This is a genomic window from Streptomyces sp. NPDC012888 (assembly GCF_042900645.1).
Taxonomy (GTDB): Bacteria; Actinomycetota; Actinomycetes; order Streptomycetales; family Streptomycetaceae; genus Streptomyces.
This window is the reverse complement of sequence record NZ_JBIBBM010000006.1, coordinates 69,740-90,536: the sequence shown is the minus strand read 5'-3', so window position 1 is coordinate 90,536 and position 20,797 is coordinate 69,740. Positions and strand designations below refer to the sequence as shown.

The window sequence follows — 20,797 nt, the reverse complement described above, 5'->3', positions numbered from 1 at the left end:
AAACTCAGCCCCTCAGTCCCATTCCAGGCCGCCGCGCCGCCAGACGTACGCGTAGGCGACGAAGACGGTGAGCACGAAGAGCAGCATCTCGACGAGCCCGAAGATCCCCAGGGCGTCGAAGGTGACGGCCCAGGGGTAGAGGAAGACGATCTCGATGTCGAAGACGATGAAGAGCATCGCCGTCAGGTAGTACTTGATGGGGAAGCGGCCGCCGCCGGCCGGAAGCGGGGTCGGCTCGATACCGCACTCATAGGCTTCGAGCTTCGCCCGGTTGTACCTTTTTGGGCCGATCAGCGTGGCCATGACCACGGAGAAGATCGCAAACCCAGCCCCGAGGGCGCCGAGCACGAGGATGGGCGCGTAGGCATTCACGCTCCTCGCTCCTTCCAGTCGTCCTTGACCGTTGGACCGCTGTGCCGGCTGGGGGTCCCCTCCCCGCGGAGCTCTGGGGCGTGTCCCGCCTCGCGAAGATCGTGTACATGTGAGGCAGTTCACAAGCCGGACTGGTGCGCATCCTATGCCCGGCGGTCTGTGATCTGCGACACGGGTAACAACAACGAGTTTGTGATCTCCACCACCTGACGAACGATCATGAAGTCCGATGAGTGGTGATCTTCATACGCGAAGCAGCCGCATGATCACCAAAAGTGACATCCGGCCCCGTTACCGCAGGTAGGAGGCGAGATGCACTACCAAAAGCTGGCACCTGCATGCAAATTTGCGCCAGGGTGGCCGATCCGGTAAAGGAAACCGCCGTCGCCCGGTCGGGGGAGGGTCGGCGGACGCGAGTGGACGCGTGAGTCCGTTCACGAACTCCACGAGCCCCACACAACGTGATCCCACTGTGACCTGCGTCACCCCGGATCCGGGCCCGCGAAAGGGGGCTTGGCCAACTGTGCGGGGTGATGGTAGGCGCCGGATCAAATCGGACGAATCATGGAAAGTGCATGATCACAGGCTTGCGGGACAGTGTCCGTTTCGCCCGTTACGGCGTCAATAAGGGGAGCGGAGCGCACCGTTCAGGCCATCCGGACGCAACTGTGGCGCAGACCACGTTTCTTGAAGGGAACCCTGACACCCTGATAGCGGTTGTCCTCATGTCCCACACCGCTCACATACCCAGCCACCGGAAGCCGCGCCGCAGCGCCTCGAAGCTCGCGGTCCGCGCCGGAGTTGCCGGTGGCGTCCTCAGCACCCTGGCCATGGCCGGCACGGCGAGCGCGACGCCCGTGGAGCCCGTGACCGAGACGCTCGAAATGCCCGTCCTGAACATGGACCTGGGCTCCGAGGTCTCCTCCGCCGTCACCACCGCCGCCGACAACAGCCGCGCGGCCGCGGTCGAGGGCGAGCTCAACGCCCAGGAGGAGAACGCCCGTACCGGCGCCGCCGCCGAGGCCAAGAAGGCCAAGGAAGAGGCCCAGAAGAAGGCCGACGCCGAGAAGAAGGCCAAGGAGGAGGCCGAGCGCAAGGCCGCCGCCGAGCGTGCCTCCCGCAACGACGGCCGCTCCTCCCTCTCCTCCAAGTCCACCTCGGACGAGGGCGGCTCCACCTCCGACGACTCCGCGAACGACTCCGTGGCCACCGGCTCCGCCGCCGCCATCGTGAGCTTCGCCCGCGCGCAGGTCGGCAAGGCGTACGTCATGGGCGCCACCGGCCCCTCGGCGTACGACTGCTCCGGCCTCGTCCGCGCCGCCTACAAGCAGGCGAACATCTCCCTGCCGCGCATGTCGCAGGACCAGTCCCTCCAGGGCACCAAGGTCTCGCTGAGCAACCTGCAGCCGGGCGACATCCTGTACTGGGGCAGCCGGGGCAGCGCCTACCACGTGGCGATCTACGTGGGCGGCGGCAAGTTCGTCGGCGCGCAGAACCCCAGCACCGGCATCGTGGAGCGCTCCCTGAGCTACGACATGCCCACGGGCGCCGTCCGCATCCTCTGACGGGCTCCCCGGCCCCGCAGGGGGCCACCACGGGCCTCCACGGGCCCCACGGACACGAAGCAAGGGCCGGCACTCCCCCGCTCGGGGGCGGAGTGCCGGCCCTTCGCCGTGCCGGGCCGTACCGGCCTAGCGCAGCTTCACCCACCTGTCGGCGGAGACGGAGACGTACTGGGCGGTGTCGGGGTCCGTCGCCGAGGCGTGGCCGAGGACCTTCAGCGGCTCGGACTTCACGAACGGCGTGTCCGTCTCCGGGGTGTGCACCGTGACGGGCGCCTGCCAGGTGAGGGTCCTGCCCGGCACGCAGTCCACCTCGGCCCCAAGGGACCCCTGGACGAACTTCGGCTGCTCCTGGCTCGCCGAGCCGCCGATCGCCACCTTCACCGGCTTCGTGCACGTGAGCGTGCCGCTCACGGTGGCCCCGCCGGTCGCGGAGAGCTTGCCGCTGCCGTTGACGGTCACGCCCAGGACCACGGGCTTGGGCGGGGTGACGTCACTGGCCATCAGGTAGCCCGTGAGCAGGCCGCGGTCGTCGCAGTCCTGCTGGTAGGAGAGGTCGACCTTCCTGACGGCGGAGCCCTCGCCGAAGACCAGCTCCTTGACCGTGAACCGGCCGGTGAGCGTGGCGCAGCCGCCGTGGTAGCCGTTGACGAACATGCTGGGCCGGTCCAGGACGGTGCCCGCCGTCTCCGGGGTCTTCACCGCGTCCGCGTACGTGCCGGGCGCCAGCGGCTGCCCGGCCGGCGCGGCCAGGTCCATGGTCCAGGAGTCACCCGGGCGCGTGATGACCACGCGCAGCGAGCTGCGGTCCGCCGAGGCGGTGACGTCGATCGTGTCGCCGTACACCGTCGGGTTGTACCAGACGGCCCTGTCGTCCCAGCCGTCACCCGAGTCCCCGGCCCACTGGAACTCGCCCTGGGGCATCGACGCGGCCTGCGCGGTGCCGGCCCCGGCCGACAAGGCGGTGAACGGCAGCGCGAGCGCGGCCAGGACGGTGGCGGTGCGCCGGAGCGCGCGCATGCGGAATCCCACTGTGTGTACCCCCCGTGAAGATCGACAGTGATCGACGCGAGTCTGCCAACAGGGGCACGAACGGGGCAACAGGTATGCGGCCCGGGGCGGTCGACCGCCCCGGGCGGGCATCCGTCAGGCGCGCGGGGCCACCTTCGACAGGCCGTTGATGATCCGGTCCATGGCGTCGCCGCCCGCCGGGTCGGTCAGGTTCGCCAGCATCTTCAGCGTGAACCGCATCAGGACGGGGTGGGTCAGACCGCGCTGGGTGGCCACCTTCATGACCTTCGGGTTGCCGATCAGCTTCACGAAGGCCCGGCCCAGCGAGTAGTAGCCGCCGTAGGTCTCCTTGAGCACCTTCGGGTAGTTGTGCAGCGCCAGCTCGCGCTGGGCCCGCGTCGACCGGGCGTGCGCCTGCACCACGACGTCCGCGGCGATCCGCCCGGACTCCATCGCGTAGGCGATGCCCTCGCCGTTGAACGGGTTGACCAGCCCGCCCGCGTCGCCGACCAGCAGCAGGCCCCGCGTGTAGTGCGGCTGCCGGTTGAAGGCCATGGGCAGCGCCGCGCCGCGGATCGGCTGCGTCATGTTCTCCGGGGTGTAGCCCCAGTCCTCCGGCATGGACGCGCACCACGCCTTGAGCACCTCGCGCCAGTCCAGCTCCCGGAAGGCGGACGACGAGTTGAGGATGCCCAGACCCACGTTGGACGTGCCGTCGCCCATGCCGAAGATCCAGCCGTAGCCGGGCAGCAGCCGGTCCTGCGGGCCGCGCCGGTCCCACAGCTCCAGCCACGACTCCAGGTAGTCGTCGTCGTGCCGCGGCGAGTTGAAGTACGTGCGCACCGCGACGCCCATCGGGCGGTCCTCGCGCCGGTGCAGGCCCATCGCCAGCGACAGCCGCGAGGAGTTGCCGTCGGCGGCGACCACCAGCGGGGCGCGGAAGGTGACGGCCGTCTTCTCCTCGCCCAGCTTGGCGTGGACGCCCGTGATGTACCCGGTGCGCTCGTCACGGATCGGCTCGCCGACGTTGCAGCGCTCGTACAGCCGGGCGCCGGCCTTCTGCGCCTGCCGGGCCAGCGTCTCGTCGAAGTCGTCGCGCTTGCGGACCAGTCCGTAGTCGGGGAAGGACGCCAGCTCCGGCCAGTCCAGCTGGAGCCGCTGCCCGCCGCCGATGATGCGCAGGCCCTTGTTGCGCAGCCAGCCGGCCTCTTCCGAGATGTCGATGCCCATGGCCACCAGCTGCTTGGTGGCGCGCGGGGTCAGCCCGTCGCCGCAGACCTTCTCGCGCGGGAACGCGGTCTTCTCCAGCAGCAGGACGTCCAGCCCGGCCTTGGCCAGGTAGTAGGCGGTGGTGGAGCCGGCGGGCCCGGCCCCGACGACGATCACATCCGCGGTGTGTTCGGAGAGGGGCTCGGTCACTGCGGGATCTCCCGAAGGCTCGATAAGGGGTGCCGAACGGCACGGGACACGTGCAGTCTATGCAGCGAGAGAGATCACGATCAGAAGGGCTGCCGATGACGACCTCGCCCACCTCGCCCCTCCGGCCGGTCCCGGCCGTCCGGTTGCGCGTGCCCACCGACGAGGACGCCCACGCCTGGCACGCCGTCTTCGACGACCCCGACGTGATGGAGTTCCTCGGCGGACCCGCGGAGCTCTCCACCTACCAGGAGTTGTCCGCCCGGCAGCGCATGCACGACGCCCGGTACGGGTTCTGCCTGTGGACCCTCCTGGACGAGGACGGCCAGGTCGTCGGGTTCACCGGCGCCCAGCCGTGGCCCGCGGAGAAGGCGTGGGGACCGGTCGGGGAGATCGAGATCGGCTGGCGGCTGGGCCGGGCCCACTGGGGCCGCGGCTACGCCACGGCGGCGGCCGAGGCGACCGTCGAGCGGGTGCGGGCGGCGGGCCTGAGCGAGGTCTGCGCGATGATCGACGCCCGCAACTCCCGTTCCGTGGCCGTCGCGGAACGCCTGGGCATGACCCTGGCCGACGAGCGCACCACCCCGGCCGGCAACACCGGCCTGCGGTACGTGCTGCGGCTGGCGGCCGGATGAGCTCCGCGGACCCGGGCCGGCCGCACCCCGTCGGCACCGGCCTCGTACGGCGGCTGGTCGCCGGGCGGTTCCCCCGGTGGGCCGGTCTGCCGGTGCGGCGGTTCCCCTCCGGCGGCACGGTCAACGCCGTGTTCCGGCTCGGCGGGGAGATGCTCGTACGGCTCCCGCTGAGCGCCGGCGGTGCCGAGGACCTCGTCAGGGAACGGGAGTGGCTGCCCCGGCTCGCGCCCCGGCTGGGCACGCCCGTCCCGGAGGTCCTGGGAACCGGGGACCCCGCCGAGGGCTTCCCGTTCGCGTGGTCGGTGTACCGCTGGCTGCCCGGCGAGAACCCGCGGGCGGGCGCGCTCGCCGAGCCCGGGCGGCTGGCGGAGGACCTGGCCGGCTTCGTGGCGGACGTACGTGCCGTGGACCTGCCGGGGGCACCGCCGGCCTACCGGGGCGGTCCCCTCGCCTCGCTCGACGCGGCCACCCGGGCCGCGGTCTCCCGGCTGCGGGGGCTGCCCGCGGAGGGCGTGGACTGCGACGCGGTGACCGCCGTCTGGGAGGACGCCCTGCGCGCCCCGGAGTGGGAGGGGCCGCCGGTGTGGCTGCACGCCGACCTCATGCCCGGCAACCTGCTGGTGGCCGGCGGCCGGCTGGCGTCGGTCATCGACTTCGGCTGCGCGGGGGTGGGCGATCCGGCCTGCGACCTGTTCCCGGCGTGGAACCTGCTGCCGGCCGGCGCCCGCGAGGTCTTCCGCAGGGCTGTCGGCGTGGACGACGCCACCTGGACCCGGGGCCGGGCCCGGACCCTCTCCCAGGCCCTGATCGCCCTGCCGCACCACCGCGGGACCAACCCGGCCATGGCGGACAACGCGCGGCACGTCATCCGGGCGGTGCTGGAGGACGTACGGGACGCGGGCGGGGTGCCGGCCTAGAAGACGGACAGGCCGGTCAGGGTGGTGAAGCGGTCCAGGGCGGCCACGCCCGCCACGCTGTTGCCCCGCGCGTCCAGGCCCGGGCTCCACACCGCGAGGGTGCAGCGGCCCGGGACCACGGCCACGATGCCGCCGCCCACGCCGCTCTTGCCGGGCAGACCGACCCGGTAGGCGAACTCGCCGGCCGCGTCGTACGTCCCGCAGGTCATCATCACCGCGTTGATCTGCTTGGCCTCGCTGCGGGTCAGCAGCCGGGAGCCGTCCGCGCGCAGCCCGTGCCGGGCCAGGAAGCGGGCGGCCAGCGCCAGGTCGGCGCAGCTGGTCTCGATGGAGCACTGCCAGAAGTAGTGGTCCAGCAGGGCCGGCACGGGGTTGTCCATGTTCCCGTACGAGGCCATGAAGTGGGCCACGGCCGCGTTGCGGTCGCCGTGGTCGTGCTCGGACGCGGCGACCTCGGGGTCGAAGGCCAGGTCCGGGTTGCCGCTCTCCTGCCGGAGGAAGGTGAGCACTTCGCTGCTCGCGTCGCCGGTCAGGGTCTGCAGGCGGTCGGTGACCACGAGGGCGCCCGCGTTGATGAACGGGTTCCTGGGGATGCCGTTCTCGTACTCCAGCTGCACGAGCGAGTTGAACGGGTTGCCGGAGGGCTCCCGGCCCACCCGCTCCCACAGCGCGTCGCCGCCCTCGGCGAGGGCCAGCGCCAGCGCGAACACCTTGGTGATGGACTGGGCGGAGAACGGGGTCCGCCAGTCCCCCACCCCGTACACGTTGCCGTCGAGGTCGGCGACGGCCATGCCGAACTGCTGCCGGTCCACGTCGGCCAGCGCGGGGATGTACGCGGCCGGGGTGCCGCTGCCGACGAGCGGGGCGATGTCCGACTCGATCCGCTCCAGCAGGGCCTGGTAGTCCATCAGCCCGCCTTGACCCCGCGGTGCAGTGCGACGATGCCGCCGCTGAGGTTGCGCCACGCCACCCGCTCCCAGCCGGCCTTCTGCAGCAGGCCCGCCAGCGCCGGCTGGTCCGGCCACGCGCGGATGGACTCGGCGAGGTACACGTACGCGTCCGGGTTGGAGGACACGGCGCGGGCCACCGGCGGCAGGGCGCGCATCAGGTACTCGGTGTACACCGTCCGGAACGGCGCCCAGGTCGGCTGGGAGAACTCGCAGATGACCACCTTGCCGCCGGGCTTGGTGACCCGGTGCAGCTCGCGCAGCGCGCCGTCGGTGTCCTGCACGTTGCGCAGCCCGAAGGAGATGGTGACCGTGTCGAAGGTGTCGTCCTTGAACGGCAGCCGGGTGGCGTCTCCGGCGGTCAGCGGCAGCCACGGGTGCTTGCGCTTGCCCTCGCGGAGCATGCCCAGGGAGAAGTCGCAGGGCACGACGTACGCGCCGGTCGCGGCGAACGGCAGCGAGCTGGTGGCCGTGCCGGCGGCCAGGTCGAGCACCTTCTGCCCCGGGCGGGCGTCGACGGCGCGGGCGACCTCGCGGCGCCACAGGCGGGCCTGGCCGAGCGACAGCACGTCGTTGGTGAGGTCGTAGTTCGCCGCCACGCCGTCGAACATGGAGGCGACTTCGTGGGGCTTCTTGTCCAGGTGTGCGCGGGTCACTGGCCTTCGCCTCGCTCGTCTCGGTTCGGGTGGTTCCGGGCGGTGCCGGGGGGTGCGGGGCCCATTCTGGCAGGCGGCCCCGGGGCGGTGCGCCCGCCCCCGGGTGAAACCTCCGGGCCTCCTGGGACGTCTACTAAACGAAATAGTGTGCGAGTTCCCCACCCGCACCCACGAACCAGTTCCGGACGGCGAACGTATGCCAGAGTCGTACAGACAACCCGGTGGAAGCCGTCGTGCCGCGCGTGCCCGCGCCCGGGCCGAGCGCCGCAGACGGCTCCGCCGGACCGCCCTGGCCGTGGTGTGCGCGGCAGGCGCGGCGACGGCCGGGGTCCTGGTCTGGGACCGGGAGGACGCGCCGGCACCACCGGCCGCGGCCCTGCGGCCCACCCCGGCGGCACCGACGCCCACGCCGCCCCCGCCGCCCGCGCCGAGCACCCGGCCCTCGTCGGAGCCGTCCCGGGCCTCGCGCGGGGACGTGCCCCGCTCGGGGCCGGGCACGTTCACCGCCTCCGCGCTGTCCGGCGACCGGCACGGGTCCGGGCAGGTGCGGCGGTACCGGGTCGAGGTGGAGGACGGCTCCGGTGTGGACGCCGACCAGGCCGCGCGGGAGGTGGACGCCGTGCTCGGCGACCGGCGCGGCTGGATACGCGACCCGCGGTACGGGTTCCAGCTGGCCGGGCAGGGTCCGGTGGACTTCACGGTCCGCATCGCGACGCCGTCCACGACGGACCGGCTGTGCGAGGTGACCACGCCCGAGCTGGTCGGCGAGACGAACTGCCGGGCCGGGCACACCGTAGTGGTCAACCTCAAGCGGTGGCAGCAGGGTTCGCCGAACTTCGACGGGCCGGTGGAGGAGTACCGGGCGCTGATCGTCAACCACGAGGTGGGACACGAGATAGGGCGGGGGCACGAGGGGTGCCCGGGGGCGGGGAAGCCGGCGCCGGCGATGATGCAGCAGCTGAAGGGGCTCCAGGGCTGCAAGGCCAACGCCTGGCCGTACACCCCCACCGGCACGTACCTGGCGGGCCCCCCGGTCCCCTAGCCCCCACCGCGCGGGGGTACTTCAGGCCCGAGCGGCGATTGAGCGAAGCAGGGCGCCCGGCCGCGGGTCAGCGGCGGCGGTGGAGGAGACGGCCGGTGATGACCGTGGCCACGCAGGTCGTGGCGCCCTCCGCCAGGAGCGCCCGCTCGTCCGGGACCGCGAACACCGCGAACCGCGCCGGGCCCCCCGCCGACAGCGTCCCGTGGTACGCGGCGGACGCCGACTCGTGCGGGGCGAAGGGGTCCAGCGAGGCCCCCGCCGGCTCGCTGCCGAGCGGCGGGACGACCGTCAGCCCCGAGCGGAGCACGGCCGTGCGGACGGCGGGCACGGTGAAGCGCCCCGCGACCGCCACCACACCCCGGGCCAGCAGTTTCTGCGTGCCCCGCCGGGCGCTGTGCCCCCAGCGCGCCTCGGTCAGCTTCAGGTCGGCCAGCGCCTCCCCGCTGATCGGCTCCGCGCCGAGCTCGGTGACCTCGTACGGGTCGTCCGGGTAGTACGTGCGCTCCAGCAGCTCGTCCGCGGAGCCCACCAGCAGCCCCGGCGTCAGCAGCCCCGGCCAGCGCCGGACCCGGGCGTGCGGGTGCCGGGCGGCCAGCTCCTCGTACGGGCCGACCCGGGCGATCCGGTCGCCCTCGACCAGGACCGCGCCGCCGGCCAGCGGCGCGGCACCGGCGGCGGCCCCGGTCACCAGCAGGTCGGCGGTGTGCAGGGTGAGCATGGGCGGCGGCTCAGTTCGAGGAGATGAGCTTCAGCTCGGGGTGGGCCGTGCCGCCCTCGATCGCGATGGAGGAGATGTGCGAGACCACCCGGTGGTCCACCGGGTCGTTCGCCGGGTCCTCGTGCACGACCAGGTGCTCGTACGTCGTGGAGCGCTGCGCCGGCACCCGCCCCGCCTTGCGGATCAGGTCGATGATCTCGTGCCGGTTCGAGCGGTGCTTCGCGCCGGCCGAGGAGACCACGTTCTCCTCCAGCATGATCGAGCCCAGGTCGTCCGCTCCGTAGTGCAGCGACAGCTGCCCCGCCTCCTTGCCGACGGTCAGCCAGGAGCCCTGGATGTGCGCGACGTTGTCGAGGAAGAGCCGGGCCACCGCGATCATCCGCAGGTACTCGAAGACCGTCGCCTGCGTCCGGCCCTTGAGGTGGTTGTTCTCGGGCTGGTACGTGTACGGGATGAAGGCCCGGAAGCCGCCCGTCCGGTCCTGGACGTCACGGATCATCCGGATGTGCTCGATGCGCTCGGCGTTGGTCTCGCCGGTGCCCATCAGCATGGTGGAGGTGGACTCCACGCCCAGGCCGTGCGCCAGCTCCATGATCTCCAGCCAGCGCTCGCCGGACTCCTTCAGCGGCGCGATCGCCTTCCGCGGCCGGGCGGGCAGCAGTTCGGCGCCCGCGCCCGCGAAGGAGTCGAGGCCGGCCGCGTGGATCCGGCGGATCGCCTCCTCCGCCGAGACCCCGGAGATGCGGGCCATGTGCTCGACCTCGGAAGCACCGAGGGAGTGGATGACCAGCTGCGGGAACGCCTTCTTGATCGCGGAGAAGTGCTCCTCGTAGTACTCCACGCCGAAGTCCGGGTGGTGGCCGCCCTGGAACATCACCTGGGTGCCGCCGAGCTCCACGGTCTCCGCGCAGCGGCGCAGGATGTCGTCGAGGTCGCGGGTCCAGCCCTTGGCGGTGTCCTTGGGCGCCGCGTAGAACGCGCAGAACCGGCAGGCGGTCACGCACACGTTGGTGTAGTTGATGTTCCGCTCGATGATGTACGTCGCGATGTGCTCGGTGCCCGCGTAGCGGCGGCGGCGGACCGCGTCGGCCGCGGCACCAAGGGCGTGCAGCGGCGCGTGCCGGTACAGGTCGAGCGCTTCCTCGGCGGAGATCCGGCCCCCCGCGGCGGCACGGTCGAGGACAGACTGGAGAGCGGCCTGGTCGGTCACCGGTGCGTCACCTTTCGGCGGTGTGTCAAGAGGTCCGGACCGGCCCAGCCTACGCCAGCGCCGTCAAGGGCTGCGGGTGAGGTCTCCCCGCGGGTTCCCGGCCGGGACGTCCCCGGACTCGTAGTGCAGGGTGCCGTTCGCGTTCAGGGTGAAGCGCTCGTTCGCGGAGCCGCCGGAGCAGATCCCCGGGGCCGGGTTGGGGCCGCCGGAGGTGTCCAGGACGAGCGAGGTGTCGGTGGCGGAGAGCAGCTTCCAGTCGCCGCTGCAGTCGGTGCCGAGGACGGGGAGGACCGATCTGTCGCGTGCGACGACCTGCCCGGTCCGCCCGCCCCTGATGGTGATCTCGAACTCGCCGGCCACGCCGAGGCGGCCGGTGGTCACCGTGCCCTTCCAGGTGCCGACGAAGGCCTTCGGGACCTCGTCGCGGGCCTTGCCCGAGGGGCTCGCGGAGGCCGTCGGTTCGCTCGCGGCGGGAGGGGTGGCCGAGGAGGTACGGCCGCCGCCGCTCGGGCCGCCGTCCGCCAGGTCCCGTGCGCGGCCGCCGGTGCCGGGCAGCAGCTCCGCCCAGTACAGGCCGCCGGCGAGGACGGCAACGGCCGCGGCCGCCGACAGGACCACGGCACAGCTGAGCCGGCGCCCCGCCGCGCGGACGCTGACCTCCCGGACGCCGGCGGGGGCGGTGCCCGCCCCCGCCGGGGCGGGCGGGCCGTAGGGGCCGGCGGAACCGGTGCCGCCGCCCGAGGTCTGCGTCGGCAGGTGCCCGTACGAGGGGTCCGCCGGGCCGAAGCCGCCGCCCGACGACGGCTCCGTGAACGGGATCGGCCCTGACAGGGGGCCGGGGCCCGGGCCGTGGCCGGGGAGGGGACCGGAGTCCGGGCCCGCCGGCCCCGGCACCGGCCCGTCCGCCGCGTCCAGGTCGAGCAGCCGTACGGCCGCCCGGCTCGCGTCCTCCACCAGCGGTGCCGGCAGCCACCCGGACGCGCCCAGCGCTCCGTCCAGTACGTCCGCCACCGCCGCGGGAGCGGGCCGCCCGGCCGGCGCCTTGGACAGGCAGGCGGCGACGAGCTCGCGCAGCGGGCCGGGCGGGAGCTCGTCGAGGTCCGGCTCCTCGTGCACCACCTTGTACAGCAGGGTCGCCGAGTTGTCCCCGCTGAACGGCGGCCGCCCGGTGGCCGCGAAGGCCAGGACCGCGCCCAGCGAGAACACGTCCGCCGCCCCGGTGACCCCCTTGCCCAGGATCTGCTCGGGCGCCATGTAGCCCGGCGAGCCCACCGAGACCCCGGTCGAGGTCAGCGAGGCGGTGCCCTCCGTGGCCCGGGCGATGCCGAAGTCGATCAGCCGCGGGCCCTCCAGGGCCAGCAGCACGTTGGAGGGCTTCACGTCCCGGTGGACGAGCCCCAGCCCGTGCACCGCCACCAGCGCCCTGGCCAGCCCCAGCCCGACCGCGCGCACGGTGCGTTCCGGCAGCGGTCCGTGCGCGGCCACGGCCCGGTCCAGCGAGGGCCCGGCCACGTACCCGGTCGCCACCCACGGGACCGCCGCGTCCGGGTCGGCGTCCAGCACCGGCGCGGTCCACTCGCCGCCGACCCGGCGGGCCGCGTCCACCTCGCGGCGGAACCTGGCCCGGAACTCGTCGTCGGAGGCGAAGTGGGGGTGCACGACCTTCACCGCGACCGTCCGGCCGCCGGCGCTGCGCCCCAGGTAGACCCGGCCCATTCCGCCCGCTCCGAGCCGGCCGAGCAGCCGGTACGCCCCGACGGCCCGCGGATCCGCGGCCTCCAGCGGCAGCATGGCGCCCCCTCCCCCAACTCCCCCACCGTGACTGACAGCCCGACAGTAGCGGGAGCGGGGGGCCTTACGCCCGGGCGTCGGGCCGCTTGCGCAGCCGGCCGAACAGGAAGGCGGCCTCCATCACCGCGAACAGCCCGGCGATCACGGCCAGCGTCGGCGCGGACGGGCCGCCGGACCGCTCCGCGAGCCGCGGGCCCAGCCAGTCCTGCGGGTCCACGACCACGGTCACCGGGAAGCCCTTGGTGTGCCTGGCCTCGCAGCCGAGCTCGTACGACTCGCCCGCGGCGGTGGCGACCCGGCAGGTGTACCGGTCGGGTCCCTTCGTGGGGTCGTACCGCTCGGCTTCGGTGACGACGGCCTGCACGCGCACGCCCCGCTGCTCCAGCACGCCGTTCTCGAGGGCCGGGCCGAGGAAGAGCGTGAACGCGATCCCGGACACGGCCACGACCGCGCCCGGCCAGGCCCCGCTCAGCACCCACGCCGTGCACAGCACGGTCAGCGAGACCGCGGTCGCCAGCAGCGGCCACACCACGCCCACCGGCTGGGCCAGCCAGGCACTGCCGGTCAGTAGCACCGGCAGCAGGACCGCCGCTCCGACGGTCACCGACATCCGGCGCGGGCGCTGCCGCCGGGCCTGGATCCGGCGTATCCGCTCCATGCCCTGCTCGTCCGCCCTCATCGCGTTCCCCACCACCGTGGCCCTCTCCACTCCGCGTGCCCCGCAGGCAATATCGGTACCCGGCCCACCGGTCGTGCCGATGAATTGGCACGACCGGAAGCCGGATGAATTCCACCCGGAATTAGCACCGGGTCAAGGTGTCAGCAACTGCACCCGGACATCCGCCGGGAAGCCGGTCGTCGGACCCGTCCGGCGGGCGAATTCCCGTACGCCGGCGAGCTGGTCGGGTCCGAATCGGAAGTCCAGCGTGGTGAAGTAGCGCTCCAGCAGACCCGAGTCGAACGCCTCCCAGCGGGCGGCCTGTTCGGCCACCTTGGCGACCTCGTCGAGGGACAGGTCGCGGGAGGCGAGGAAGGCCTCGTGCACCTTGTGGACCAGCTGCGGCTCCCGGTCGAGGTAGTCGCGCCGGGTCGCCCAGACGGCGAACACGAACGGCAGCCCGGTCCACTCCTTCCACATCAGCCCCAGGTCGTGGACCTCCAGCCCGAGCCGGGGCGCGTCGTGCAGGGAGGCGCGCAGGGCGGCGTCGCCGATCAGCACCGCGGCGTCGGCCTCCTGCATCATCACCCCCAGGTCGGGGGGGCAGGTGTAGTACTCGGGCCGGACCCCGTACTGCTCGGCGAGCAGCAGCTGGGCCAGTCGCACGGACGTGCGGGAGGTGGACCCGAGGGCCACCCGGGCGCCGTCGAGCTGCTCCAGCGGCACCTGCGAGACGATCACGCAGGACATGACGGGGCCGTCGCAGCCGACCGCGAGATCGGGGAACGCGACGAGGTCGTCGGCGTTCCGCAGGAACTCCACGAGGGTGATCGGACCCATGTCCAGCTCCCCGTCGACCAGCTGCCTGCTGAGCTTCTCCGGAGTGTCCTTGGTCAACTCCAGATCCAGCAGGGCTCCGGTCCGGGCCAGCCCCCAGTAGAGCGGCAGGCAGTTCAGGAACTGAATGTGGCCGACCCGCGGCCGGCTGCGATAGGGGTCCACATCGCGAGACTAGCCGCCGGGCCCCCGTCAGCATCTTCGAGGGTCTCAAACGTCCGGGTGACGTGATCTTTCCCTCTGGTCTCCTGAGGACTGTGCGTGCTAGGCTCGACGCAAGTTGCAGTTTGGTTTCCCTTGCAGTACGGAGCCTGCGGAGCTTGTAACCCGCAGGCTTTTGTAGTTTTCAGACTTCTTAGCAGGTTCTGGAGCAGGGCGACCCTTTGGCCCATAGGAGGGCTCATGGCTACCGGAACCGTGAAGTGGTTCAACGCTGAAAAGGGCTTCGGCTTCATCGCCCAGGACGGCGGCGGCCCGGATGTCTTCGTCCACTACTCCGCGATCAACGCGTCTGGCTTCCGCTCCCTGGAGGAGAACCAGACCGTGAACTTCGACGTCACCCAGGGCCCGAAGGGCCCGCAGGCGGAGAACGTCACCCCGGCCTAATCGCCCGGGCCAACCGGATCGCGGTTGGATAGCAGTACCCAAGGAGCCCTGCCTCCTCCGTGCGAACGGAGGAGGCAGGGCTCCTGCCTTTTTCCGCCCCTCTTCGGCCGTCCCCGGCCCCGGATCCACCCCCGCGGACGGCACGCCTGGGGCCACCGAGGGCCACCCAGGACCACCAGGGCCGCCTTTACCGATTCTTTACCCCAACTGGCGCGGGGCCGACGCGTACGACGGGCGGGTACGAGGACGGGCCGTGAGCGAACTCACGGCCCGTCCTCGTACCCGCCCGTCGGCGCGGCCTCAGCCCTGGCGGGCGGGCGCGGTGGGCGTCGTGGGGGTGGTGGGGGTGGTGGGCGTCGTGGGCTTGGTCTCCAGGTCCGGCGCCTTGACGACCTCCAGCTCCAGCACCAGCTCCACCCCTTCCGGGGTGGTCAGGCGCAGCCGGTAGGTGCCGGTGGTGACGCCCGTGGTGTGCAGCTCCGGCAGGGTGGCCTTGCCGTCCCTGCCGGTGGCGGCCAGCTCCATGGTCCGGACGTGCTTGCCGTCCGCCGCCTCGAAGTAGGGGCCCTCCCCCGCCTGCGGGTCGACCGGGACCCACTTGCCGGTCTCGTCCTTCCGCTCGGCGAGGGTCGCGGTGACCGCGGCCTGGAAGACCGGCTTGTCCTTCGCGGTGACCAGCAGCTCCTGGGCGGCGAAGGTCTTGCCGACGACCGCCGTCAGCGGCGTGGTGTCCACCCGGGCGATCCGGTCGGCGACCCGCGGGGTGACCTTGCCGTCGTACTTCACGGTGAACTCACGGGTCCCGTAGAGGGTCGCGCGGAGGGTGAACGTGCCGCCCTTCCCGTTGTCCGCCGCCTTGATCCCGGGCACGGCCACGGTGCCGTCGGCGGCCGTCTTGGCGACGTGGTGGGCCTTGCCCGTGGCGGCGAAGACGGTGCCACCGCTGGTGTCGCCCTCGACCTCGAAGATCACGACCTCGCGGGCGGCCGGCTTGCCGTCGTCCAGCACCGCCTTGACCTTCTGGTCGCCCTGGACCTCGGCCCCGGCCTCCACGGTGATGAGGGGCGCGCCCAGCGCCTCCAGTCCGGCCACGGTGGCCGGCGGCGGGGTCGGCTTGACCGGCGGCGTCGGCGGCACGGTCGGGGGCGGGGTCGGGGTCGGCGGGACGTACGGCGGGGTCACCGGCGGGGTGGGCGTGACCGGCGGAACGTACGGCGGGACGACCGGCGGGGTCGGGGTGGGCACGTTCGTCGCCGGCGGGTTCGGAACGGTGTCGGCGCCGTTCTGGTACCGCTTCATCCAGCCCATGACGGAGTTCACATAGGTGCGGGACGCGTTGTAGCTGAGGATCGCCCGGTCGAGGTGCTTGGGGTTCGAGAGGTTCTTGTCCCCGGCGCACAGGTAGAGACCGGCGCCGAGCGCGGCGTCGTAGATGTTGTTGGGGTCCCGCTTGCTGTCGGCGTTGCCGTCCGCGCCCCAGGTCGCCCAGGTGGAGGGGATGAACTGCATCGGGCCGACCGCGCGGTCGTACTCGGTGTCGGCGTCCCACTCGCCCTTGTCGGTGTCCCGGATCTCGGCGAAGCCGTTGCCGTCGAGACGGGGGCCGCGGATGGGCTTCTCGGTGTACCCGTCCGTCTTCAGCCCGTATCCGGAGGCGTGCACCGACTCGACCCGGCCGATGCCCGCCAGCAGCTGCCAGGGCAGCTTGCAGCCCGGCAGCGCGGCCGCCACCGCGGTCTCGGCCCGCTGGTAGGCGTCCAGGGCGGTCGCCGGGATGCCCGAGGCCGCGTCGGCGCCGGCGACGGCGCCCGGGGCCGCCGGGTCGGCGACGAGGTCGGGCAGGTCGAGGCGCGCGTTACCGCGGTCCTGCGCCTGGGGGCTGTCCGGAGTCGGTTCGGCCTCCCCGGCGTCGGCGACCGGGGTGTTGGTCACGACGGCGGCGGTGGTGAGGCTGGCGGCGAGCGCGGCGGTGCAGAGCACCTTGCGGGACGTACTGACGAGGTGGCGTCGAATCGGCTTCACAGTGCGGCGATCCCCCCAAGACGATCTGTGAATATCCACTGTTTATCAGGTCCTCGCCGAAGACTCGCGGCCCCCCTGCCCTTTGTGACACACCGTGCACACGATCCGCACGACACCGAACGCCGCGACCGACCCACACGCCCTCCGGGCGCGCCCGGTTTGGGAGTTCGGGGCGGGTATGGGGGGGCGTGCTCGGGCGGGGTGGGGATGCGGGGCGGGGGGTGGGGGTGGGTGAGCCCACCGGACCGGAGCGTGAACGCGGGGCGGGGGTGGGGTGGGTGGGCTCACTCGGGCGGCGCTGGTGAGGCGTCGGGGTGGTTGCCCGTCCGTCCCATCGTCCTTCCGGGGCCGTCCGCCCTGTCAAGGGCGCTCCTTCGTCGCGTCGCTTCGCGATGGCCTTCGGCCACCCTTGACAGGGCGGCCGTCCCCGGAAAAACGACAGACGACCGGACAACCCAAAACAAGGGCAAGGGGTCACCCTGTCCTTCGGGTGTACCCGGTCGCTGGCCGGGGCCAGGGGCGGCGGCCCAATCCGCCCTCCGGGCGGAAAGCCCCACCTTCACCCACCCGGAAGGTGCATCAGACGGGCCGCCCCAGGGCACCCCACACCGCTACACCCTCCACTCGGCAAAGTGTCCCCGTGTGGTCGGTGGCCGGACATAGACCGCCATCGATCGCTACGCGCTCCGGCCGTCTCGGCGGCCGAAAGGCCGTCCGGGGCCGATGCCCTCACCGGAAGACCGTCTGGCGCGTCGTGGGTTGCAGTCAGGCGGCCCTCGGGCCGACGTGAGGGGTGGCAAAGCGTCTCAAATAGGGCATATCGCGAGCCATTTCGGCTCGACCGGTCCCCTTGCGTCATCCCAGGACCGTCTGGCGCTCACTAACGACCCCATACCGCCGCACTCGGCCCCACCCGGCCCCGGAGGCCGCCAATACAGCCGATGACCCTCCGCCCTCGGGCGGTCTATGTCCGGCCACCGACCAGACGGGGACACTGAGACGGCCGAAGCGCGTAGCGATCCGGGGTGCCCTCCCGGCAGGCCCGTCTCATGCACCTTCCGGGTGGGTGAAGGTGGGGCTTCCCGCCCGGAGGGCGGGTTGGGCCGCCGCCCCCGGCGCCGGACCGCAAACGGGCGGACCCGTAGGGAACGGGCACCCCTTGCCCTTGTTTTGGGTTGTCCGTTCGTCTGTCGTTTTTCCGGGGCGGGCGGCGGGGTCAAGGGTGGCCGAAGGCCATCGCGCAGCGACGCGACGAAGGAGCGCCCTTGACGCCGACGCACGCCCCGGAAGGACGATGGGACGGACGGGCAACCACCCCGACACACCCAACGCCCCCGCCCGAGCGGGCCCAGCTACCCCACCCCCGCCCGGGATCCAGGTCCCGCCCCCGTGGGCCGACCCGCCCCCACCCCCGCCCCGCTGACAAAGCCCCCCTGCCACCTCACCCCGCCCCCCATGCCCCCGGCCTCAGGTGCCGGGCCCCTCGTACAGTGCCGCGATCTGCGGCGCGTAGCGCCGTTCGATCGTGTGGCGGCGGAGTTTGAGGGTGGGGGTGAGTTCGCCGGCGGAGACCGTGAAGTCGGTGTCGAGGAGGTGGAAGGCGCGGATGCGGGACGGGCGGGAGACGTGGGTGTTGGCCTCGGACACGGCTTCCTCGATCAGGGCGCGGACCCCGGGGTGGGCGGCCGGGGTGGGCCCGGGGTCGATGCCCTCGCGGCGGGCCCAGGCGGCGATCTCGTCCGCGTCCAGGGTGATCAGGGCGACGGGGTGGGGGCGGCGGTCGCCGACGAGGACCGCGCGGGAGACGTAGCGGCTGTGCTGGACGGCGAACTCGACCTCGGACGGGGTGATGTTCTTGCCCGCCGAGGTGATCAGGATTTCCTTCTTGCGGCCGGTGATGGTCAGGAACCCGTCGGGGTCGAGGGCCCCGAGGTCTCCGGTGTGCAGCCAGCCCTCCGGGTCCAGCACCTCCGCCGTGGCGGCCGGGTCGGCGTGGTAGCCGGGGAACACCATGGGGCCGCGGGCGAGGACCTCGCCGTCCGCCGCGATCCGTACCTCGCAGCGGGCGACGGGGCGGCCGACCGTTCCGTGGCGCACCGCGCCGGGGTGGTTGAGGGCGATGACGCCCCCGGACTCGGTCATTCCGTAGCCCTCGAAGACCGCGATGCCGCAGGCCCGCAGGAAGTCCAGGGTGGCCGGGGCGATCGGGGCGCCGCCGGTGAGGGCCCAGCGCAGCCGGCCGCCCAGTGCCTGCCGGACCGGCGCGTACAGGGCGGCGTCGGCGGCCTCCCAGGCGGGCCGGGCGGAGTCGGGGAGGCGGCCGTCCGCGGCGAGGACGCCCAGCCGGACCGCTTCCTCGAAGCGCTCCCGGCCGCCTTCGGCGGACTCCGCCAGTGAGAGCACCACCGAGTGGATCTTCTCGAAGAGGCGCGGCACGGACGGCAGGTGGGTGGGCCGGGCCTCCTCGAGTTCGCCCACGACGTCCTCGATGCGGCCGCCGAAGTAGCAGAGTTCGCCGCCCTGGAGCAGGGTGGTGAACTGGACGAGCTGGGCGAGCAGGTGGGCCAGCGGGAGGTAGAGGTAGGTGGAGTCGCCGGGCCCGCCCGCGATCAGCGGGAGCGTGGCGTCCTGGACGGCGCCCAGGTTGCCGTGGGTGAGCCGGCAGCCCTTGGGGAGGCCGGTGGTGCCGGAGGTGTAGACGATCGCCGCGTCGTCGCCGGGCCGGACCGCTCGCGAACGGGCCCGGAGCCGGTCGTGGTCGGCGGTCCGCGGTGCGGTGAGCGGGTCCATCAGGACCACCTCGCGGAGCCGGGGCAGCCGTCCGTCCGCGCGGAGCTCGGCCACCCGGTCCGCCTGCGTCCGGTCGTCGCAGACGGCCACCGCCGCCGCGGAGTCGGACAGCACCCAGGCGAGTTCGCGGTCGCCGGCCGTGGGGTAGACGGGCACGACCACCGCGCCCGCCGCCAGTGCCCCGAAGTGGGTGCAGGTCCATTCCGGCCGGGTCTCGGCCAGTACGGCCACCCGCTCGCCCGGTCCGACGCCCAGGTCGAGCAGGGCCGAGCCTGCCGCGCGCGCCGATTCGGCGAGCTGGTCGTAGGTGCGGGTCCGCCAGGTGCCGGCCGTGCGAAACCGCAGCGCGGTCTGCCGGCCGTACCGTTCGGCGGTCCACTCGGTGAACACCGCCAGCGTCTGCGGTCGTACGTCCACGGCACGCCTCCCCGGGTCTCCAAGGCCGTTCCACCGAAGCTAGGCGGGGCGCGGCGCCCGGCGGGATGACCGGAGGCGTCACCCCCGCTGACCGCAGCGCTCAATGCGGCTACCTTCGGGTCATGGGGAAGCGGACGGTCACCGTGCACCATGTGCGTGCCGTGCTGGCGGGGGCGCGGCGCAGCGGCATCGACACCGTGCCGTTGTTGCAGGAGGCGCGGATCCCTCCGCTGCTGCTGGGGGACGACCGGGCCAGGGTGACCGCGGCGCAGTTCGTGCGGCTGTTCCGGGCGCTGTACCGGGTCACGCAGGACGAGTTCCTGGGTCTGGGCGGCGGGCCGCCCAGCCGTCCCGGGACGTTCGCGATGATGTGCCACGCGGCGCTCGGCTGCCGGGACCTGGGTGCGGCGATCCGGCGGGGGACGGCGTTCTACGGGTTGTTCCCGGGCGGTCCTGATCTGGCGCTGGAAGTGTGCGGGGACGAGGCGCGGTTGACGGTCCGCAATGACCTGGCGCGCGACGAGGAGCGGTTCCTGACGGAGTGCGTGCTGGCGATCTGGCACCGGTTGTGCAGCTGGCTGATCGGCCGGCGGATCCCGCTGGGGCACACCGCGTTCGCGTATCCGCCGCCGCCGCACGAGGACGAGTACGAGGTGCTGTTCGGCTGTCCGGTGCGGTTCGGGGAGGCGCGTACGGGTGCGGTGTTCGGCGCGCACTGGCTGGCGGCGCCGCTGGTGCGGGACGAGCGGGCGCTGGACGAGATGCTGCGGCGGGCGCCCTTCGACCTGTTGTACCGGCCGGAGTACGGGACGACGGTCGCGGAGCAGGTGCGCCGGGCGGTGGCACGGGAGTTGCGGTGTTCGCCGAGGCTGCCGGTGCTCGGTGAGGTGGCGGGGCGGCTGGCGGTGTCGCCGGCGACGCTGCGGCGGCGGCTCCGGCAGGAGGGGACCTCGTTCCAGCAGCTGAAGGACCAGGTGCGGCGGGACGCGGCGATCGCGGGGCTGGTGGAGGGTGGCGAGCCGATCGCGGAGCTGGCGGCCCGGCTGGGGTTCTCCGAGGACACGGCGTTCCACCGGGCGTTCCGCCGCTGGACGGGGACGACGCCGGGGGCGTACCGGCAGGGGGGTCCGGGCGGGCCGTGTGGGCGGCCGGGTCAGCAAAGGTGAGCTGACCGGTCAGCGCCGTGCCGA

Annotated in this window: 18 protein-coding genes; 6 read left to right on the top strand and 12 right to left on the bottom strand. The window is 73.0% G+C overall.

The annotated features are described in order from the left end of the window. Window positions 1–12 precede the first annotated feature (12 nt). Complete coding sequence (locus tag ACFY61_RS12660) at window positions 13–372, bottom strand: NADH-quinone oxidoreductase subunit A (RefSeq protein ID WP_150209166.1); 360 nt, start codon at window positions 370–372, stop codon at window positions 13–15. Between the two features lie 725 nt (window positions 373–1,097). Between ACFY61_RS12660 and ACFY61_RS12655 the strand changes: the two genes are divergently transcribed. Continuing rightward, window positions 1,098–1,937: a C40 family peptidase gene (locus tag ACFY61_RS12655; protein ID WP_389470640.1), complete on the top strand. Its 840-nt coding sequence runs from the start codon at window positions 1,098–1,100 to the stop codon at window positions 1,935–1,937. A 126-nt stretch (window positions 1,938–2,063) separates the two neighbouring features. Here ACFY61_RS12655 and ACFY61_RS12650 read toward each other — a convergent pair whose 3' ends face one another. Together ACFY61_RS12650 and ACFY61_RS12645 are read right to left on the bottom strand one after the other, a co-directional pair. Further along, window positions 2,064–2,954 carry a hypothetical protein gene (locus ACFY61_RS12650; RefSeq protein ID WP_389470638.1) on the bottom strand — a complete coding sequence of 297 codons (891 nt, stop codon included), beginning with the start codon at window positions 2,952–2,954 and terminating at the stop codon, window positions 2,064–2,066. Between the two features lie 126 nt (window positions 2,955–3,080). Beyond that, window positions 3,081–4,364: a geranylgeranyl reductase family protein gene (locus ACFY61_RS12645; protein ID WP_389470635.1), complete on the bottom strand. Its 1,284-nt coding sequence runs from the start codon at window positions 4,362–4,364 to the stop codon at window positions 3,081–3,083. Between the two features lie 95 nt (window positions 4,365–4,459). Here ACFY61_RS12645 and ACFY61_RS12640 point away from each other — a divergent pair, with 95 nt between their 5' ends. Together ACFY61_RS12640 and ACFY61_RS12635 are read left to right on the top strand one after the other, a co-directional pair. Beyond that, a complete protein-coding gene (locus ACFY61_RS12640; RefSeq protein ID WP_389470632.1) occupies window positions 4,460–4,996 on the top strand; it encodes a GNAT family N-acetyltransferase in 537 nt (178 codons plus the stop codon). Next, window positions 4,993–5,913: an aminoglycoside phosphotransferase family protein gene (locus ACFY61_RS12635; RefSeq protein ID WP_389470630.1), complete on the top strand. Its 921-nt coding sequence runs from the start codon at window positions 4,993–4,995 to the stop codon at window positions 5,911–5,913. The genes ACFY61_RS12640 and ACFY61_RS12635 overlap by 4 nt, the downstream gene beginning before the upstream one ends. On the opposite strand, the gene ACFY61_RS12630 is transcribed toward ACFY61_RS12635, so the two are convergent. Together ACFY61_RS12630 and ACFY61_RS12625 are read right to left on the bottom strand one after the other, a co-directional pair. Continuing rightward, complete coding sequence (locus ACFY61_RS12630) at window positions 5,910–6,821, bottom strand: glutaminase (RefSeq protein ID WP_389470627.1); 912 nt, start codon at window positions 6,819–6,821, stop codon at window positions 5,910–5,912. The genes ACFY61_RS12635 and ACFY61_RS12630 overlap by 4 nt on opposite strands. After that, entirely contained in the window at window positions 6,821–7,516 is a 696-nt protein-coding gene (locus ACFY61_RS12625; protein WP_389470626.1) for a demethylmenaquinone methyltransferase, read from the bottom strand. Before ACFY61_RS12625 ends, ACFY61_RS12630 begins: the two co-directional genes overlap by 1 nt. Before the next feature lie 196 nt (window positions 7,517–7,712). Between ACFY61_RS12625 and ACFY61_RS12620 the strand changes: the two genes are divergently transcribed. Then, complete coding sequence (locus tag ACFY61_RS12620) at window positions 7,713–8,558, top strand: DUF3152 domain-containing protein (protein WP_389470623.1); 846 nt, start codon at window positions 7,713–7,715, stop codon at window positions 8,556–8,558. A gap of 67 nt (window positions 8,559–8,625) precedes the next feature. On the opposite strand, the gene ACFY61_RS12615 is transcribed toward ACFY61_RS12620, so the two are convergent. The 5 genes from ACFY61_RS12615 to ACFY61_RS12595 all read right to left on the bottom strand — a co-directional run bounded on the left by ACFY61_RS12615 (window position 8,626) and on the right by ACFY61_RS12595 (window position 13,937). Continuing rightward, complete coding sequence (locus ACFY61_RS12615) at window positions 8,626–9,276, bottom strand: hypothetical protein (protein WP_389470620.1); 651 nt, start codon at window positions 9,274–9,276, stop codon at window positions 8,626–8,628. Window positions 9,277–9,286: 10 nt separating this feature from the next. Beyond that, a complete protein-coding gene (gene mqnC / locus ACFY61_RS12610) occupies window positions 9,287–10,486 on the bottom strand; it encodes a cyclic dehypoxanthinyl futalosine synthase (RefSeq protein ID WP_389470617.1) in 1,200 nt (399 codons plus the stop codon). A gap of 63 nt (window positions 10,487–10,549) precedes the next feature. Next, window positions 10,550–12,277, bottom strand: coding sequence for a serine/threonine-protein kinase (locus ACFY61_RS12605; RefSeq protein ID WP_389470615.1), 1,728 nt, complete (start codon window positions 12,275–12,277; stop codon window positions 10,550–10,552). 64 nt (window positions 12,278–12,341) lie between these two features. Then, on the bottom strand, window positions 12,342–12,956 hold the full coding sequence (locus tag ACFY61_RS12600; protein ID WP_389470611.1) for a hypothetical protein: 615 nt from the start codon (window positions 12,954–12,956) through the stop codon (window positions 12,342–12,344). 132 nt (window positions 12,957–13,088) lie between these two features. Then, entirely contained in the window at window positions 13,089–13,937 is an 849-nt protein-coding gene (locus tag ACFY61_RS12595; protein ID WP_389470608.1) for a menaquinone biosynthetic enzyme MqnA/MqnD family protein, read from the bottom strand. Window positions 13,938–14,174: 237 nt separating this feature from the next. Here ACFY61_RS12595 and ACFY61_RS12590 point away from each other — a divergent pair, with 237 nt between their 5' ends. Then, complete coding sequence (locus ACFY61_RS12590; RefSeq protein ID WP_030012116.1) at window positions 14,175–14,378, top strand: cold-shock protein; 204 nt, start codon at window positions 14,175–14,177, stop codon at window positions 14,376–14,378. 300 nt (window positions 14,379–14,678) lie between these two features. Here the strand turns inward: ACFY61_RS12590 and ACFY61_RS12585 are convergent, their stop codons facing one another. Then, a complete protein-coding gene (locus ACFY61_RS12585) occupies window positions 14,679–16,400 on the bottom strand; it encodes a lytic transglycosylase domain-containing protein (RefSeq protein WP_389470605.1) in 1,722 nt (573 codons plus the stop codon). A 1,467-nt stretch (window positions 16,401–17,867) separates the two neighbouring features. Beyond that, window positions 17,868–19,607 (bottom strand): AMP-dependent synthetase/ligase, encoded by a 1,740-nt coding sequence (locus ACFY61_RS12580; protein WP_389470604.1) that lies wholly within the window; start codon window positions 19,605–19,607, stop codon window positions 17,868–17,870. A 122-nt stretch (window positions 19,608–19,729) separates the two neighbouring features. On the opposite strand from ACFY61_RS12580, the gene ACFY61_RS12575 reads away from it, so the two are divergent. Further along, the gene (locus ACFY61_RS12575; protein ID WP_389470601.1) at window positions 19,730–20,773 is read left to right on the top strand and encodes an AraC family transcriptional regulator; all 1,044 of its coding nucleotides are present in this window, start codon (window positions 19,730–19,732) and stop codon (window positions 20,771–20,773) included. Window positions 20,774–20,797: the final 24 nt, after the last annotated feature.

Coding starts and splice junctions, on each gene's coding strand:
- ACFY61_RS12655 (WP_389470640.1), top strand. CDS start 1,098: ATGTCCCACACCGCTCACATACCCAGCCACCGGAAGCCGCGCCGCAGC.
- ACFY61_RS12650 (WP_389470638.1), bottom strand. CDS start 2,954: ATGCGCGCGCTCCGGCGCACCGCCACCGTCCTGGCCGCGCTCGCGCTG.
- ACFY61_RS12640 (WP_389470632.1), top strand. CDS start 4,460: ATGACGACCTCGCCCACCTCGCCCCTCCGGCCGGTCCCGGCCGTCCGG.
- ACFY61_RS12635 (WP_389470630.1), top strand. CDS start 4,993: ATGAGCTCCGCGGACCCGGGCCGGCCGCACCCCGTCGGCACCGGCCTC.
- ACFY61_RS12630 (WP_389470627.1), bottom strand. CDS start 6,821: ATGGACTACCAGGCCCTGCTGGAGCGGATCGAGTCGGACATCGCCCCG.
- ACFY61_RS12620 (WP_389470623.1), top strand. CDS start 7,713: ATGCCAGAGTCGTACAGACAACCCGGTGGAAGCCGTCGTGCCGCGCGT.
- ACFY61_RS12615 (WP_389470620.1), bottom strand. CDS start 9,276: ATGCTCACCCTGCACACCGCCGACCTGCTGGTGACCGGGGCCGCCGCC.
- ACFY61_RS12605 (WP_389470615.1), bottom strand. CDS start 12,277: ATGCTGCCGCTGGAGGCCGCGGATCCGCGGGCCGTCGGGGCGTACCGG.
- ACFY61_RS12600 (WP_389470611.1), bottom strand. CDS start 12,956: ATGAGGGCGGACGAGCAGGGCATGGAGCGGATACGCCGGATCCAGGCC.
- ACFY61_RS12590 (WP_030012116.1), top strand. CDS start 14,175: ATGGCTACCGGAACCGTGAAGTGGTTCAACGCTGAAAAGGGCTTCGGC.
- ACFY61_RS12575 (WP_389470601.1), top strand. CDS start 19,730: ATGGGGAAGCGGACGGTCACCGTGCACCATGTGCGTGCCGTGCTGGCG.